Annotated in this window: 9 protein-coding genes; 6 read left to right on the top strand and 3 right to left on the bottom strand. The window is 48.9% G+C overall.

The genetic code is table 11. The features are described 5' to 3' along the window. Positions 1 to 4: 4 nt before the first annotated feature. The 3 genes from MJO57_RS22150 to MJO57_RS22140 all read left to right on the top strand — a co-directional run bounded on the left by MJO57_RS22150 (position 5) and on the right by MJO57_RS22140 (position 6747). Positions 5 to 2716 (top strand): SET domain-containing protein-lysine N-methyltransferase, encoded by a 2712-nt coding sequence (locus MJO57_RS22150; protein WP_252018797.1) that lies wholly within the window; start codon positions 5 to 7, stop codon positions 2714 to 2716. A gap of 214 nt (positions 2717 to 2930) precedes the next feature. Continuing rightward, positions 2931 to 6368 carry a hypothetical protein gene (locus MJO57_RS22145; RefSeq protein WP_252018795.1) on the top strand — a complete coding sequence of 1146 codons (3438 nt, stop codon included), beginning with the start codon at positions 2931 to 2933 and terminating at the stop codon, positions 6366 to 6368. Further along, entirely contained in the window at positions 6331 to 6747 is a 417-nt protein-coding gene (locus tag MJO57_RS22140; protein ID WP_371924898.1) for a hypothetical protein, read from the top strand. Before MJO57_RS22145 ends, MJO57_RS22140 begins: the two co-directional genes overlap by 38 nt. 189 nt (positions 6748 to 6936) lie before the next feature. Here MJO57_RS22140 and MJO57_RS22135 read toward each other — a convergent pair whose 3' ends face one another. After that, a complete protein-coding gene (locus MJO57_RS22135) occupies positions 6937 to 10437 on the bottom strand; it encodes a hypothetical protein (RefSeq protein WP_252018791.1) in 3501 nt (1166 codons plus the stop codon). A 312-nt stretch (positions 10438 to 10749) separates the two neighbouring features. Continuing rightward, positions 10750 to 11763 carry an NAD(P)-dependent alcohol dehydrogenase gene (locus MJO57_RS22130; RefSeq protein WP_252018789.1) on the bottom strand — a complete coding sequence of 338 codons (1014 nt, stop codon included), beginning with the start codon at positions 11761 to 11763 and terminating at the stop codon, positions 10750 to 10752. A gap of 247 nt (positions 11764 to 12010) precedes the next feature. On the opposite strand from MJO57_RS22130, the gene MJO57_RS22125 reads away from it, so the two are divergent. Then, positions 12011 to 14257 carry an ATP-dependent RecD-like DNA helicase gene (locus MJO57_RS22125; protein ID WP_252018787.1) on the top strand — a complete coding sequence of 749 codons (2247 nt, stop codon included), beginning with the start codon at positions 12011 to 12013 and terminating at the stop codon, positions 14255 to 14257. A gap of 26 nt (positions 14258 to 14283) precedes the next feature. Here the strand turns inward: MJO57_RS22125 and MJO57_RS22120 are convergent, their stop codons facing one another. Further along, positions 14284 to 14667, bottom strand: coding sequence for a hypothetical protein (locus MJO57_RS22120; RefSeq protein ID WP_252018786.1), 384 nt, complete (start codon positions 14665 to 14667; stop codon positions 14284 to 14286). 190 nt (positions 14668 to 14857) lie between these two features. On the opposite strand from MJO57_RS22120, the gene MJO57_RS22115 reads away from it, so the two are divergent. After that, positions 14858 to 16522 carry a hypothetical protein gene (locus MJO57_RS22115; protein WP_252018784.1) on the top strand — a complete coding sequence of 555 codons (1665 nt, stop codon included), beginning with the start codon at positions 14858 to 14860 and terminating at the stop codon, positions 16520 to 16522. Positions 16523 to 16612: 90 nt separating this feature from the next. After that, positions 16613 to 18220, top strand: coding sequence for an FAD-binding oxidoreductase (locus MJO57_RS22110; protein WP_252018782.1), 1608 nt, complete (start codon positions 16613 to 16615; stop codon positions 18218 to 18220). Positions 18221 to 18231 lie beyond the last annotated feature (11 nt).

Raw genomic sequence — 18231 nt, 5'->3', positions numbered from 1 at the left:
GATTATGCGCCGGAACTATTGTGCTCTTAAAACTCTAAAGTCGAGTTCTGGTAGACGCTTACCAGAAAAGGCGAAAGTAGAAGCCTTCCTGAAGCTGGGCTGTTTGAAAGAGGGATGGCAGGGCAATGATAAGGCCGTTAAGGAAAAGCCGCTCGACCGGGTACTGGTCACCAGGATTTCCTCCATGTGTCATGGCAAAGGCTTACCGGAGAAGGCAAAAGTAGAAGCCTTTCTGAAGCTGGGCTGCCTGAAAGAGGGATGGCGGGGCATTGATAAGGCCGTTAAGGACAAGCCGATTGACCGGATACTGGTCACCAGCATTTCCTCCATGTGTCATGGCAAAGGCTTACCAGAAAAGGCGAAAATTGAAGCCTTCCTGAAGTTGAGTTGCTTGAAAGGGGCATGGCCGGGCATTGATGAGGCCGTTAAGGACAAGCCGCTCGATCTGGCACTGGTCAGCAATATTTCCTCTATGTGTAATGGCAAAGGCTTACCGGAAAAGTCGAAAGTGGCGGCCTTCCTGAAGTTGGGCTGCCTGAAAGTGGGATGGCAGGGCATTGATGAGGCCGTTAAGGACCAGCCGCTCGACCGGGCACTGGTCACCAACATTTCCTCCATGTGTAATGGCAAAGGCTTACCGGAAAAGGCGAAAATAGAGGCTTTCCTGAAGCTGGGTTGCCTGAAAGAGGGATGTCAGGGCATTGATGAGGCCGTTAAGGAAAAACCGCTCGACCGGGTACTGGTCACCAGGATTTCCTCCATGTGTCATGGCAAAGGCTTACCGGAGAAGGCAAAAGTAGAAGCCTTTCTGAAGCTGGGCTGCCTGAAACAGGGATGGCAGGGTATTGATGAGGCCGTTAAGGACCAGCCGCTCGACCGTACACTGGTCGCCCACATTTCCTCCATGTGTCATGGCAAAGGCTTACCGGAAAAGGCGAAAATGGAAGCCTTCCTGAAGCTGGGCTGTCTGAAAAAGGGATGGCAGGGCAATGATGATGCCGTTAAGGATAAGCCGCTCGATCGGGCTCTGGTCACCAATATTTCCTCTATGGCGTCTGGCAAAGGCTTACCAGAAAAGGCGAAAGTGGAAGCCTTCCTGAAGTTAGGCTGCCTGAAAGAGGGATGGCAGGGCAATGATAAGGCCGTTAAGGACCAGGCGCTCGACCGGGCACTGGTCACCCACATTTCCTCCATGTGTCAGGGCAAAGGCTTTCCGGAAAAGTCGAAAGTAAAAGCTTTCCTGAAGCTGGACTGCCTGAAACAGGGATGGCAGGGCATTGATGAAGCCGTTAAGGACCAGCCACTCGACCGGACACTGGTCGCCCACATTTCCTCCATGTGTCATGGCAAAGGCTTACCGGAAAAAGCGAAAATGGAAGCCTTCCTCAAGCTGGGCTGCCTGAAAGAGGGATGGCAGGGTAATGATGAGGCCGTTAAGGATAAGCCGCTCAATCAGGCTCTGGTCACCAATATTTCCTCTATGACGTCTGGCAAAGGCTTTCCGGAAAAGTCGAAAGTAGAAGCTTTCCTAAAGCTGGACTGCCTGAAACAGGGATGGCAGGGCATTGATGAGGCCGTTAAGGAGCAGCCGCTCGACCGGGCACTGGTCACCCACATTTCCTCCATGTGTCATGGCAAAGGCTTACCGGGAAAGGCGAAAATGGAAGCCTTCCTGAAGCTGGGCTGCCTGAAAAAGGGATGGCAGGGCAATGATGAGGTTGTTAAGGATAAGCCGATCGATCGGGCTCTGGTCACCAATATTTCCTCTATGATGTCTGGCAGAGGCTTACCGGAAAAGGCGAAAGTTGAAGCCTTTCTGAAACTGGGCTGCCTGAAAGAGGGATGGCAGGGCAATGATGAGGCCGTTAAGGGCAAGCCGATGGACCGGGGACTGGTCACCAGCATATCCTGCATGTGTAATGGCAAAGGCTTACCGGAAAAGGCGAAAGTTAAAGCCATCCTGAAGCAGCGGTCCGAAAACACTCAGGACGATGAGATACTTGTTATAAAAGAAGAGGCAACTGATTTAATCTCGTTACCTCATCGTATTAATGACCTGGCTCCATTATGGGTGGCAGAACAGTCTGTCAAAAGGGAAGTCGTTGACAGCAGGCAAAAACAAACAACCTTCTTCAGTCAGATCGACATACCAAATGACAGATCGATCAGAAAAAGCATTCATGAGTCCATAGCAAAGTATCAAGCGCTGGATGACGAGCAAAGAGAGCAGTATTTACAAGAGCGAATGTCCGTTCAAAAACACGATGGAGCAATCTTTAGTGAGTTAAAAGGTCAGGAAGAGGTCGTTGCCAGCAGGGATATTTCGCAATGGGAGCTGTTGGGGCATTACGCAGGTAAGCAATACCATGACAACACATACCAACAGGGAGCACGTGTCATGGGTGCTGCATTGGCCAATATTGACCGCTATAGCTTCGCTCCTGCTCATGGTGTTTTCATCTCAGGGTACAGACAGGGAAATATAACGTCGTTGATCAATGCTTTTAGTACTTACTCTGATAAGGAAAAAAATTCCCCGGAACAAAATGTTTCGTTTCTGAGGCACAGGAATCAGCAAGGGCAGTGGATGGTGTTTATCATCGCGATAAAACCCATACCCGCTAAAGAAAGCCTTTGGATTGATTATGGGGAACAATACTGGCAGGCAGCACGAGCGCCTATAGCAATCTCTGACGATAACTCTGAAGCTTTATAAGCAGTTGACCATTTGAAATTATATAAACGGTCTGATCGACTTGATCTATAAATCCACACCGGCAGGGACTGTATTTTGTACTACTGTTTCCTTATATTTTCAGCCTGCTGAATGCCCATGAAGTTCGTTGAACTATCTCGGGTTTATCCGGTCATTATCAACGTGCTATGAAGGCATAAACTGACCGATCAGATAAAAATAATCGTAACTCCCTATGTCAACATCCATATCAAAGCACTCTGTTTTCACCACTCCCACTGCTACCGTTGCTGCTACTGCACCATTACCGGGCGGCAACAATCGAAAGCGCTATTTCTCGGGACACAGGGTTCAACCCGTTGACAGGGAAAACAGTCAAACTCAAGAAGTATGCAGACCCCGGTTATGTGAAACGAAACAGCCTGCAAAAAAACGCAGTTGTCGGCAACGCGTGAATACCGCAGAGACTGGCACATTGACATCCATTGAGCGGGCTTCAGCTTTTTCAATGATGGGGCATGAAGTCAGTACCTCACGCTCTCCTGTGGTTATCGTCCATCCAGAGCCAATGGACATTGATTCTGGTGAAGTTCACTCTTCCTTATTTTCCGTTGAACACCCGATAGAGCCATCACCTGAATCGTCAAGTGTTGACCGGGAGCTGAATTACAGAGAAATCATCGCGAAGTTTAGTGTTACTCATCAACATCAAATAATGCCATACCTCAGTCAACCGGGCGTCAAAACATTACTTTCCAACGTCAGTATACTACTGAAAACGCTGGAGCAAAGGGGTATTCAGCTATCCATGAGCAGAGGGGCCTCTCCTCTACCGACTCTCTTTGCAAAACTTAAGCGATTTAATATGGTTACCGAACATCAGGTTTGTTCAGGGTATTTTCAAAAAGCCAATGTGTTTTTTTCGGCAGTGGGCAAAACAGTGAACAACACTGGCAGTTTAACCAGCATGTTACATAGCAAGAACAGTGTAACCCTCTTTACGGGCATGGACGATGGGGATGTAGCAGCCATTGCTGCCAGCCCGTTTTTAAAGCAAATTTCCTCCATGTGTAATGGCAAAGGCGTACCGGAAAGGGTGAAAATGGAAGCCTTCCTTAAGCTGGGCTGCCTGAAACAGGGATGGCAGGGTATTGATGAGGCCGTTAAGGATAAGCCCCTCGACCGGGCATTGGTTACCAACATTTCCTCCATGTGTAATGGTAAAGGCTTACCGGAAAAGGCGAAAGTGGTAGCTTTCCTGAAGCTGTGCTGTTTGAAAAAGGGATGGCAGGGCCTTGATAAGGCCGTTAAGAATCAGCCGTTCGACCGGGTATTGCTCAGCCATATTTCCTCCATGTCTTCTGGCAGAGGCTTACCTGAAAAGGCAAAAGTGGAAGCCTTCCTGAGCCTGGGTTGCCTGAAAGAGGGATGGCAGGGCATGGATGAGGCCGTTAAGGACCAGCCGCTCGACCGGATACTGATCGCCCATATTTCCTCCATGTGTCATCGCAAAGGCTTACCGGAAAAGGCAAAAGTGGAAGCTTTTCTGAAGCTGGGCTGCCTGAAAGAGGGATGGAATGGCAATGACGGGGTCGTTAAGGATAAGCCGATCGATCGGGCTCTGGTCACCAATATTTCCTCTATGACGTCTGGCAAAGGCTTACCGGAAAAGGCGAAAGTGGAAGCCTTCCTGACGCTGGGCTGTCTGAAAGAGGGATGGCAGGGTATTGATGAGGCTGTTAACGACATGGCGCTTGACCGGACACTGGTTACCCATATTTCCTCCATGTGTCATTGCAAAGGCTTACCGGAAAAGGCAAAAGTGGAAGCTTTTCTGAAGCTGGGCTGCCTGAGAGAGGGATGGCAGGGCATTGATGGGGCCGTTAAGAACAGGCGGCTTGATCGGGTCCTGGTCAGTCACATTTCCTCCATGTGTAATGGCAAGGGCTTACCGGAAAAGGCGAAAGTGGAAGCTTTTCTGAAGCTGGGCTGCCTGAAAAAGGGATGGCAGGGCGATGACGAGGCCGTTAAGGACCAGCCGCTCGATCGGGCCCTGGTCAGCCACATTTCCTCCATGTGTAATGGCAAGGGCTTACCGGAAAAGGCGAAAGTGGAAGCCTTTCTGAAGCTGGACTGCCTGAGAGAGGGATGGCAGGGCATTGATGAGGTCGTTAAGGACAAGCCGCTCAACCGGGCACTGGTCACCAACCTTTCCTCTATGTTTCATGGCAAAGGCTTACCGGAAAAGGTGAAAGTAGAAGCTTTCCTGAAGCTGGGCTGTCTGAAAGAGGGATGGCAGGGCATTGATGAGGCCGTTAAGGACAAACCGCTTAACCGGCCGCTGATCACCAATATTTCTTCCATGTCTTCTGGTAAAGGCTTACCAGAAAAGGCGAAAGTGGAAGCTTTCCTGAAGCTGGACTGTTTGAAAGAGGGATGGCAGGGCATTGATGAGGCTGTTAACGACGTGGCGCTTGACCGGACACTGGTCACCCATATTTCCTCCATGTGTCATGGCAAAGGCTTACCGGAAAAGGCAAGAGTGGAAGCCTTCCTGACGCTGGGCTGCCTGAAAGAGGGATGGCAGGGCATTGATGAGGTCGTTAAGGACAAGCCGCTCAACCGGGCACTGGTCAGCAACATTTCCTCTATTTTTCATGGCAAAGGCTTACCGGAAAAGGCGAAAGTAGAGGCTTTCCTGAAGCTGGGCTGCCTGAAAAAGGGATGGAAGGGCAATGATGGGGCCGTTAAGGGCAAGCCTCTCGACAGGGTCCTGGTCAACAACATTTCCTCCATGTCTTCTGGCAGAGGCTTGCCGGAAAAGGCGAAAGTGGAAGCTTTCCTGAAACTGGGCTGCCTGAAAGAGGGGTGGCAGGGCATTGATGAGGCCGTGAAGGATAAGCCCCTCGACCGGAGGCTTGTCACCAGCATATCCTCCATGTGTAATGGCAAAGGTTTACCGGAAAAGGCGAAAGTGGAAGCCTTTCTGAAGCTGGGCTGCCTGAAAGAGGGTTGGCAGGGCGATGACGAGGCCGTTAACGACATGGCGCTTGACCGGACACTGGTCACCCATATTTCCTCCATGTGTCATGGCAAAGGCTTACCGGAAAAAGCAAGAGTGGAAGCCTTCCTGACGCTGGGCTGCCTGAAAGAGGGATGGCAGGGCAATGATGAGGTCGTTAAGGACAAGCCGCTCAACCAGGCACTGGTCACCAACATTTCCTCTATGTTTCATGGCAAAGGCTTACCGGAAAAGGTGACAGTTAAAGCCATCCTGAAGCAACGGTGCGAAAACACTCAGGGCGATGAGATAATGGTTATAAAAGAAGAGGCAACTGATTTAATCTCGTTACCTCATCGTATTAATGACCTGGCTCCATTATGGGTGGCAGAACAGTCTGTCAAAAGGGAAGTCGTTGACAGCAGGCAAAAACAAACAACCTTCTTCAGTCAGATCGACATACCAAATGACAGATCAATTAGAAAGAGCATTAATGAGTCTATAGCCAAGTATCAAGCGCTGGGTGACGAACAAAGAGAGCAGTATTTAAAAGAGCGGATGTCCGTTCAAAAACACGATGGATCGATCTTTAGTGAGTTAAAAGGCCCAGGAAGAGGTTGTTGCCAGCAGGGATATTTCGCAATGGGAGCTGCTGGGGCATTACGCGGGTAAGCAATACCGCGATAACTCCTACCAACAGGGAGCACGTGTCATGGGTGCTGCATTGGCAAATATTGATCGCTATAGCTTCGCTCCTGCCCATGGTGTTTTCATCTCAGCTTACAGAGAAGGCAATATAACGTCGTTGATCAATGCTTTTAGTACCTACTCCGATAAGGAAAAAAACTCCCCGGAACAAAATGTTTCGTTTCTGAGGCACAGGAATCAGCAAGGTCAGTGGATGGTGTTTATTATCGCGATAAAACCCATACCCGCTAATGAAAGCTTGTGGATTGATTATGGGGAGCAATACTGGCAGGCAGCACGAGCGCCTATAGAAATTTTCGATGATAATTTTGAAGCAGGTATACCTGTTGGTGATGATTTTTAAAGTTCAATATACGTACGGTGCTTACATTCAGCTTATCCAAGGGGTTATCAATCACCTGTTTCGACGGAACAGGGTAAAGAATATCTGGCACTGTTTAGAACTCAGACTGATCTTAAACCCGATGGTTCACTCAACAGTGAACCATCGGGTCAGCCAATCGTTACAACATTTACAGTATGCCTTCATTATTTACAATATAAGCGGTAATTCCGGGGCATCAGGATTAATCTTTTGATTTTCTACCCAACTCATCAGGTCAGCACCGTTCTTAACACCTTCTATTCCTGATGAAACGGTACGAACACAAAGAATACCGACTTTGGTAACACATATCTCTGTAGCACGGTGACCATTGTTAGCCGCTCTGTAATGACTTACCTTATCAAGGGCAACCGGGTTAATACCGCTGGATGGGCAATCGGCCACATCACCATCACAGGAAAGTCGTTCAAACCTCCCTATGGCACTTTTACCCTCTGCCTTACCAGTACCATCGGTTTGCTCGTGTCCGCACTTTTGGTTCTGGGCAATTAACTGATTGAGTGCCTCGATAGATTGTTGCCTGAGTTCAAATCCGAAGGGAATACCATATCCAGCTTTAATCGATGAAGCGGTTTTAGCATCAGCACCCAGCTCCATCAGGAGTTGCTTCATTTGACTAAAGCCAATATCTTGCTTGTGACTGGCGCGTTTATCTCCTGGACCATGTGCAAACTTGACATAATCCTTCAGGGACAAGTCATTGTGCAGAGCCCATGAAGACAAGTAAAACTCAGCGTTTCTTTGCAACCCTTCGGGCATCAGTACATCAGCCTCCATGGGATAATAATTTTTTCCATCCCTGTTGCTTTTGTATATATCCCTCACATGAGGGACCATTGTCGTTTCCAAGGTCAGATTGAAACTTGCTCCATCAAAATCTGCACTCTTATCAGCAAACACATACGCTTGCACCACGGAAACTTTTTCAGGTACCTTTCCGAGACAAGCATTAATTATTCTTGTTTGTACACTACGGGGTAGTGTGCTTAGAGGAATATCTGTACTGATAACCACTGGTTTTAATTTATCTGAAGATAGTTTCAGCCCTATATCGGCGCTTGAAAAGTTATTTCTGAATACCTCAGCTTTAGACACCAGATTACTGGCCATGGATGTCAATCCGGGGGCAGAAGCAGCCCTGACCGGCTGAAGCTCCAGGCGCTCAGGAGCATGCTGTTTTACTGGGGGAGTCTGTCTCGCTCCCTGAGCACCAGCAACTGACCTTACCGGGGCTGGATCAGGGGCATCCAACTCACTGAGAAGCCTGGCCATATTTTGTTTTGCTGTCCTAAATCCCGATTTCTGTAAGTCGCCATTATTGACATAAGCCCCCATCTGGCGCCCAAATTCATTAACTCCCTGTTGAAGAAGCTTATCTGAATCCTGCGCGGACTTCGCCTGTCCTTGAATTTTACCGGTCTCAATAACATCTGATCTCTGAGTCAAGCTGGTAAGTCTTGCGTTTAACTCTGCCCGCTCTGGCTTGGAGGCCTGATCTGTTAGCTTGCTGAGTATTTGCGTTGCCTTTTCAAGATTACTTCTGGCTTGCGTGCGAAGGGCATCCTGGCTAGCACTGTTGGGATTACTTGCTAGTGCATCAAGTACTGCTTCCGCAGCATTCAGGGCATCTCTGATTTTATCAACTGATGTTTCGTTCTGATCGGCATTTTCAGGAAGGGGGGGGGCTGTGGAGGGTTTTACAATATTGCTTGTTTGTCCCGGGAAACTGTTTAACCTGGAAAGCAAGCCGGCATATTCTTTTTGCAGCCGATCTCGCTGAGCTTCCAGGTCAGAGCCCTCCATTTTGGCTATATGGTCTAGAGCTTGCGTCAGGGAAGCTTGAACTTCTCCCAGGTGTCTGGGGTTATGACTCCCCGGGGCTGCTTTCTCAGCGTTCTCTGATGTACTTAATCGAGCTTCTGCTGTTTTAAGCAACGTTTCAACCTTTTCTACCAATTCCTCAGCTTGCCCTTGGGCAGCTGACTGCATTTTTTCTGCTGATGTCTGTGTATTTTTTTTAAATTCCCCAACCCGGACATTGAAAAGACGCAATTGTTCCAGATTTTCCTGGCTGGCTCCCCCCCTTTGTTGCTCCAGCAGTGAACTGACAGCTTGCAATGTGATTTCAGCTTTTTCCAGAAGGCGCTGTTTGTCGTGCTCATCCCGACAACCTGGCAATAAATTGATTTTGCTCTGGATTTCAGTGAATCCATCCTTGATTTGCTGCGTTCTTGCCTCATCCTGAATGCCCGCGAACGTTTTTTCAAGCTTGCTTGCTTGACTTAATAAATCGGTACGATGTTTTCCTGTCGGCAGATGAGGAATTAACGCCATTAATTCATCCATTCGTTTTGAAAATGATGCAATCGATTCAGGAGATTTTCTAAATTGAAAATCAGCAAGCTCATGATTCAGGTTTGCCAGTGAGTCAGTAGCGGTAACACCAGCCCTCAACGCACCAATGTCATTTTTTATTACCGCCTTAATGGTAGTCTGTAAGTTTTGTCTTTCTTCTTCTGAGTTGATAACTCCAGCCTTCCTCAACAAAGATTTAAACTGGTTCTCAAGATCATTTATTTGATCGATATTGGTGTTTTCTAAATCAACGCCAGATATCGAAGAACGTAATTCTTGTAATTCTTTCTGGAATTTACCCAGTTTATAGGTATCTAAATGAGGTTGAGCTTCAGCATATTCCGTTTTTAAACTATTAAACTCAAAGGGTAACTGTAAACCACAGCTTTCAAGCTGTTGAATTACTTGATTGATTCGAACAAATTCTGCCTCAAAAAATTCAATTTCACCCTGTTGTTCTGCGCTCCCCTGCAGGCATTGTACGAGACGCGAAGCTATATGACTTAACTTAGCCCTTTCCTCCTGAATTTTTTGTGCATTCTGACTGTCCAGGTACTGGGGAGGGGCTGTAGCAATTGCGGCTGGTTGAGCGAAAGGCTGCTTTCCATCAAAATACGGGGCATGAACAGTTTCGGGCCTTATGTCTCGTTCAGATATTGCAGGGTCTCTGTGCAACTCACGCTCTGTTCCAACACCTGGACTACTGGTATGCGATGGGTCCGGGGCAGGCATTGTTGCTTTAGCTTTATTCATCTCTTCAAACAATACTTGCTGTCCTCCGGTAAAAACACTTGTTGTGTCCTTGATCCAGGCAAGGAACCTTTCCCCTAAAGAACGTTTGGAAGCATCAGCGGACTTTCCATTGTTGGTTTCGTTCATCAAGCCTAACATCAAGTTAAAAACTGCTCTATCTTTATCATGTTCTAAACCACTATGATCCGCACGATTCATCGGTAATTCATATTTTGCAAATTCCTTTTCAAGTGTTTTCATTTTCCAATCACCTTTTCGGACTTCCTTTGCTTTCTTGCCCATCTTCCTGGTTAGCTTCAGAACTTCGTCATATCTCTTAGGCGCAAGGAATTCACCAATGTCTTTTTCGCTAACATTACGGCTGCAAAAAATTGGTGCTTCAGTACTTTTAAGTCCATCCTTCTGGTCAGTGGTACCGGGGAACGATTGATGAGCTGTAGCAGGGGTTTGCTGGGAAACATACGACATAGACATATTACGTGCTCCTGATCTATTGGATAATAATATTTTGGTATTTTGCGAATTAGATTTTTTGGTCAATCAAAAGTTCAGTTCTTTACTTACATATTTTTTTATTTCTATTATCTCTAAAGAATAAAGAAACGGGGTTGGAGCTTTGATCATTTTCGTATCAAAGTACTAAATTGGGATTATCAAGAAACTGAGTTTGAAAAACATGAAAGCGATGAGGTGATGGTAGATCCACTGAAGTCCGCTATTGGAAGCTTGCTTTAACTATCTCACAAGGCTGCTATTATTCTGCGAGGCGGTCGTGAGCGATCAGGAAAAGTCAGGCTTGACCTGCGAAGTGGTTTCAATGGATATACCATCCAGCTCAGCGTTCACTCGATATCATTTCAGCGATTGATTAACATCCAATACGATACGATATCTGGCCTTACCACTCTCTAAATGTTCAAACGCGTCATTGATCCTGGCCAAATCAAAATGTTCAGTCACTGGCAGGATGTGATGTCTGGCAGCAAACTCCATCATTGCACTCAAGGTCGCAGGTGATCCGACGGGTGAACCCGACAAGAAGAGCTGATGAAAAATAAAAGGCATGATGGAGACAGTAAATGGCGCGGTGACTGCGCCAAGAATATGTAGGCGTCCCTTTGGTTTCAGTGTTGCGATAACCTCATTCCAGTCCATCTCAACGTTAACGGTGGACATGACCAGATCGAATGTTCCTGCCATGGTCTGAATGGCACCGGGATCTCTGGAATTAATGCAGTGGTGCGCCCCCATGTGGCGGGCCTCATCCATTTTGGCTTCGCTGGTCAATGCCGTCACTTCACAGCCCCAGGCGCTGGCAAATTGCAACGCCAGATGGCCCAGGCCACCTATACCTATCACGCCGATATGCGCAGTTGGTTTGATATTAAATTGAACCAGTGGATTAAATACGGTGATGCCACCACACAGGAGCGGGCCAACTTCACCAAGCGCCAGAGCGTTGGGGATTTGGATGACACTGGTTTGTTGAGCTCTGACTTTATTAGCAAAGCCGCCAAAATGATCGATGATGGAAGCGGTGGATTGAGTGCAAAGATTATGGTCGCCACTCAAACATTGAAAGCAGTGGTTGCAGTACCCGCTGTGCCAACCCAGTCCGACCCTGTCGCCTATGTTCAGATGAGCCACTTGTTCACCTCGAGCGGAAATGGTTCCTGCGACTTCATGGCCACCCACAAAAGGAAAAGTACTGATTCCCCATTCATTTCGCCACACGGATAAATCGCTGTGGCATATTCCACAACCATGGACGTCTATCTCGACTTCATCCGGGGCCAGCTCGCCAGGATCGTATTCAAAGGGCTGCAAAGCAGTACCGGCTGATGTGGCTGCGTAAGCCTGGATCATGATTCATTCCTCCGGTTTTACTCGATGGTTTGATCATTTCATCGTAGGCGCTGGATGGCATCCATTCCACATGCTCTGCTATTTCTTTGCCGGGATACTCTTTTGCTTCGTCGATACCGTGAAAAAACATGAGATTGAATCTTTGTCGTTTGAATAAATCAGCTTTGGTAATATGCTGCTATTGGCTTCTGCTTTCTGCCCTTTTTGTTGCTTTCTTATTTTCTGGCTAATAAACGACAGCTTATTAATGGAAACTGCCTCTCATTATCAACGCTACACTGACCATCAGCCACTGGTCCATCTGCAGGGATCGGTCGAGCGGGTTACCTTCCACAGCGAAGCCAGTGGTTTTTTTGTGATTCGGGTCAAGTGCAAGGGGCAGCGTGAGTTGGTGACCATGACCGGCAATACGCCGTCGGTGACACCCGGTGAGTTTGTCGATGCCACCGGCATCTGGTTTAACGATCATAAGCATGGGGTGCAGTTCAAGGTCAAGCAGATCAAAACCATAACACCCAATACCCTGGAAGGAATCGAAAAGTATCTGGGCTCTGGCATGGTGAAGGGCATTGGCCCGCATTTTGCCAAACGGCTGGTGAAAGCCTTTGGTGAACAGGTGTTCGATATTATTGAGGAGAACCCGGAGCGGCTGATGGAGCTGGAGGGCATCGGCAGGAAGCGGCGGGAGAAGATTACCTCGGCCTGGTCGGAGCAGAAGGTGATTCGGGAGATTATGGTGTTTCTGCAATCTCATGGTGTTGGTACAGCCCGGGCGGTGCGTATTTATAAGACTTACGGCGATGAGTCCGTGGCAAAAGTGCAGGAAAACCCGTACCGGCTGGCACTGGATATCCACGGGATTGGCTTTAAAACGGCGGATAACCTGGCCATGCAACTGGGGATCGATCGTGTGTCGTTAATTCGGGCTCAGGCCGGGGTGCGCCATGTGTTGCAGGAGTGCTCCGGGGAAGGACATTGCGCCCGTCCGTTCGAGGCGCTGGTGAGCGATGCAGTCACGTTGCTGGACATACCGGAAGCCACCATTAAGGAAGCGATCCAATGCGAGATTGATGAGGAGCGGCTGACACCTGAGCACATTGATGAGGTGCCCTGCCTGTTTCTGACCCCGCTCTATCGTGCCGAGCAGGGTGTTGCCAACCATGTGATCCGCCTGCTTCAAGGGCGTTCCTGCTGGTCTGGCATTGCCATGGACAAGGCCATTCCCTGGGTGGAGGAGAAGAACAAAATTCGACTGTCCAATTCCCAGAAAAGGGCGATTGAGCTGGCGGTTCTGAATAAGTTCTGCATCATTACCGGTGGCCCTGGTGTGGGTAAGACGACGGTGGTGAATAGCATTCTGAAGATAATCCGGGCCAAGCAGGTTGAGGTGACGCTGTGTGCGCCAACGGGGCGTGCGGCCAAGCGATTGTCTGAATCGACAGGGCAGGCTGCCACTACCATTCACCGGTTGCTGGATTTTGACCCATCCGCTTTTGATTTCAAACGCAATGCCGAGAACCCTCTGGCAACCGATCTGCTGGTGGTGGATGAGTGCTCCATGGTGGATGTGGTGCTGATGAATCAGCTGCTGCGGGCAGTGCCGGATTGTGCAGCGGTATTGCTGGTGGGTGATGTGGATCAATTGCCCTCGGTAGGGCCCGGGTCGGTACTCAGTGATTTGATTAAGTCCGGCAGGGTGCCAGTGGCACGATTGACGGAAATCTTCCGGCAGGCGGCAACCTCACAGATTATTACCGGCTCCCACGCCATTAACCGTGGACAGGCGCCCACAGTGACGAAGAAAGGGGAGGAGACGGACTTCTTCTATTTAACGGCGGAAGAGCCCGAGGCGCTGTTTGCCAAGTTGATGTTGGTGGTCACCCGTCGGTTGCCGGAGACGTTCGGTTTTGATCCGGTCAATGATATCCAGGTGCTGGCCCCGATGAACCGGGGCGGACTGGGTGCCCGCAGCCTGAATGTGGCCCTGCAGGAAGTCCTGAATCCCGATGCTCACCCCCGGGTTACCCGGTATGGCTGGACCTATGCGCCGGGTGACAAGGTGATTCAAACCGTCAATAACTACGACAAGGAGGTGTTCAACGGTGATATTGGCCGGGTAAAAACCATCGACATTGAAGAGGGCGAACTGGTGATTGAGTTCGACGATCGGGAGATCCTTTACCCGGTCAGTGAGCTGGACGAAGTGTCGCTGGCCTACGCTACTACCATCCACAAAAGCCAGGGCTCGGAATACCCGTGTGTGGTGATTCCCATGGCCATGCAGCACTATACTTTGCTGGAACGCAATCTGCTCTACACGGGTGTTACCAGGGGCAAAAAGATGGTAGTGCTGGTGGGACAGCCCAAGGCGGTGGGCATGGCCGCTCGAACTCGCAAGTCGAATCGCCGGTTGACCAATCTGCAGGCCCGCTTGGCCAGACCAGAAACCAGACCAGAAACCAGACCAGAAAGAAGTACAGAAAGCTCCCGGTGATCATCGTACCCAAAAAGCGATCCTCTTCAGTAACCTTCAGACCCTGGCAATAAGCCAATGCCAAGACTAATCAATATATAAAGCCCGATACCAACACCATTGGCCACAATATCGCCAATACTGAAACGGTGGTAACGAGTCAGCTGCTGACAAAGTTCGATAAACACCCCAAAGGCCATCAGCCCCGTCGCTTTCCACCCGATCGTACCTGCTGCTGGAAACGCCAGGTCAATCAGCAAAAAAAGCACCATAAAGGTGAGCGCATGCTTCACCTTATCATTGATAAAGCGAGTGGGATCCCATTTGCCCGGTATCAGCGCCATAATCAGGGCAAAGGTCAGGCCACTGAAAAACAGAATTCGCCAGGTGGAGGGAAGGATTGCCTGGAGTGTGGCTATCAGCTCGTTCATTGCTTGACTCTGTGTTTTGATTCTAAAAAGTCATCGGCCAATAGTCCCCACTGTTAATTATCAAAAGTTAAAATTGAACCTTTGTACCTTTGAACAACTCTAACGAGTGGTGGATGGTGATAAAAATCAATGGAATTCAATATATTAACAATTTAAGTAATTATTCATGTTCCCAAAGAGCACGACAGATATGTCATTAAGGCTGCCCTATTTCGGGGAGCACAATACTGGCAAGAGCGCAAGTAAACGAAAAGAAGCAAGGAGCAGATCGTCTCAATATTTTGGTGGTTACCCTGTCAGTATTATTGATTCAGAGCTGACGAATGCTTTGGTTATTGAACGAAAACATCATATTTGTACGTTTTGTAACGGGGTTCTGCGTTCCGCAGTTCAACTGATACCCTGCGGTCACCGATCTTGTAAGAACTGTCACGACTTGCGTATTTTGATCAGTAAAGAAAAAGTGAAAAACCCGGAAGAGACGTTTTGTCGATCATGCCTTGAACTGGATAAGGCAACCCAACAATTGAAACCAGAGAATAGCAAAAGATGTCTATTTACTTACTCCTATGAAGAAAGGTTTTTTGAAAAACATGAAGCCAGAGAGATTTTCATCAAACATTGTCCCGTAGACAAATGTAAAACATGGACCGGCCGAACTCTGCAGGCTTTATACAAACACGAAAAAGACAACCATGGTGATCTTGAACAGCAGACTTCCCCGCTCTCTGATGCCGATATCCACCAGTTTCCGCTCAACTTTAAAGCTCTGAATTTATTGAGTGAAACGGCACATAGCAGCAAGAAAAAAAGAAAGAAACACAAGAAACCCAAAAACCTTTCTGACCAGCTGATGGTGGATAGCAAAGCGACAAGGCAAGAGGCGGCACTGGCCACAGCAACGACTGAAGCAAAAAGAAATGAAACTGCCAATCAACCAGCAGGCCCTGCAGCCGCCTGTTCAAGCGCCTTATCATTCATACAAAGCCTGGCCATGGGACACAGGCCTTACCATGTGCCTCCTGAAATATTGCAACTTCGCACACATTTTCGGAGTGAGATTACTGATGCTGTCAAACACCAGCCTGAACCAGTGATATTCATAGGTAGTATGGCCTTTCATATGCACGTCAAATACCTCTGGGGTGAGGATGCATTAACCCATATAACACCGGAAACCATGCCGGACGGGATAAGTGAAGAGTTAATTAAACTGTCCCTGGAGCCCAGGGATATCGACCTTTCAGTTCCCCACTTCATTTCACTGGAAGCCGCTAAGGACCGGGCGGTTAAATGGATGATGCAAGCAGTCAGCAAGCATCCATACCCGCAAGCAAAGGTCTTGAAAACTGAGAACCTGCAACTTCATTCACCCGATCATTTCACTACAGCCAGCATCCTCTACCTCAAAGATGGAATACCACGGCCTCAAAATATTCTATTCGCCATAGATATTACGCAAAAAACCGAGTCAACGGATAATGCGCCACAAGATGCGCCACAGGATGCGCCAGAGATGACAAAAAAAATTGCGCAACCTATGGCTAAAGAGATTGAGCCGCATATCTATGCAAAGTGTCTTAGTCACATCATTACCGATGAGACAAGGTGCATTACCAGTTTATGCGGAGGCCAGACTCGGGCACTGAAAGCGGTTATTCGCCTATGCAGCCTTGCCATTTTGGACACCATGCAGCCCGGGCTTGATATGCCGACCAGGGCTTTGCTCGCCGATGCTCTCCGTCAGATACCGGGTCAGGATCAATGCATTTTCCAACTCACCAATAAGCTCAGTGAGAGCAACGGTGATCAATTCCAATTCCTCCCTGCCTTTCTTGAAGCCACTGATTCATGACTTAACTGTCGAAAATACTGAATAGCCTTTCTCTGGCTCTCCACAGCGGTTATATTGGCATTAGAAGTAGAAAAAGAATCGAGGTAGACCATGCGCCGTTGGAATGGCTGGGGTGATGAGCGTTACGTTAAGGAAGTATCCGACCATGGAGGTGCATTGATTGACCGTATTCTCGGCGAACCGACGCCCTTGAAAGATGCCAACCTTGAAAGTGTTCTGGCAAAAGTACCGGCATCATGCCTGCCCCGACATCCACTGATTGTGACTTCAGCAGAAGACCGTGTCCGCCATGCCCGTGGCCAGAGCTTCCCTGACTGGCTGGCCATGCGCAGTGGTGACTTTGGGGTTTTCCCTGACGGTGTCGCTTATCCGGAAACCAGTACACAGGTTCGTGAACTGCTTGCGTTGGCGGTCCAACACGACTTTATTGTGATTCCCTATGGCGGCGGGACATCCGTTGCCGGACATATCACACCTCAGGCAAGTGCAAAAGCCATTTTAACCATCGATATGGGGCACATGAACCAGTTGATGGATCTGAATGAAGAGAGCCAGATTGCCACCTTTGGTGCAGGAACTCCCGGACCACAGATTGAAGCACAGTTACAGGCACGGGGTTATACCCTTGGGCACTATCCCCAGTCCTGGGAACTGTCCACCATCGGTGGCTGGATCGCCTCCCGATCTTCAGGTCAACAGTCACTTCGCTACGGCCGCATTGAGCAGATGTTTGCCGGTGGTCGTATGGAAACCCTTCAGGGCACTCTGGATATTCCGTCAATTCCCGCCTCTTCTGCAGGGCCGGACATTCGAGAACTCACCATGGGCACTGAAGGTCGCCTGGGGATCTTGACGGAAGTAAAGGTACGCGTACAACGTGTAGCAGAAGAGGAGAAGTTTATGGTCTGCTTTATGCCCGACTGGCAGGCAGGCAAAGCCGCCGCCCGGGAAGTTGTCCAGCAGAAGGTCCCGCTGTCCATGATGCGTGTCAGCAACGCGAAAGAGGCGCGAGCCCACGCTCACCTTGGCACCTCGCTGACACAGTTCAAACTGCTGGATGGTTATCTTCGGTTTCGCGGACTGGACGACAATCGATGCATGCTGACCTTCGCTGTTACCGGCTCTGAATACCAAAATAAAGTGGCCCTGAAACAGTTGGGAAAGATTCTGAAACAGTATGGCGGCGTTGGCGGTCCACTGGCCAACATCATGGGTACCATCTGGGCCCATGGCCGGTTCAAGTTTCCCTATCTGCGCGAATCCCTCTGGTCCCGGGGCATCGCGGTTGATACGCTGGAAACCGCTACCGACTGGGGAAATGTGGATGACTTAATGCACCAGATGGAAACGAGCCTGGAAAATGCCTTAAAAGACGAAGGTGAACAGGTCATGGTGTTTACCCACCTTTCCCATATCTATGGTCAGGGATCGAGTATCTATACCACCTGTTTTTTTCGGTGTGCTGGCAGTTACCAAGCCACTCTGGAACGCTGGAAAAAGCTGAAGATAAAAACCTCTGAAGTGATTGCCCAGGGCTATGCCACTATTTCACACCAACACGGCACCGGTCGTGATCATGCCCCTTATATGGCGGCAGAAAAAGGAAAGCTGGGGATGCGGATGATTGACGCCCTGGTGCATGAGTTTGACCCGGACAAACGCCTGAACCCCGGCGTATTACTCCGGGACAACGAATAACTGGTCACTCC

The sequence above is a fragment of the Endozoicomonas sp. SCSIO W0465 genome, assembly GCF_023716865.1.
GTDB lineage: Bacteria > Pseudomonadota > Gammaproteobacteria > Pseudomonadales > Endozoicomonadaceae > Endozoicomonas.
The sequence above is the reverse complement of the archived record's forward strand: the minus strand, read 5'-3'. Positions and strand labels throughout refer to the sequence as shown.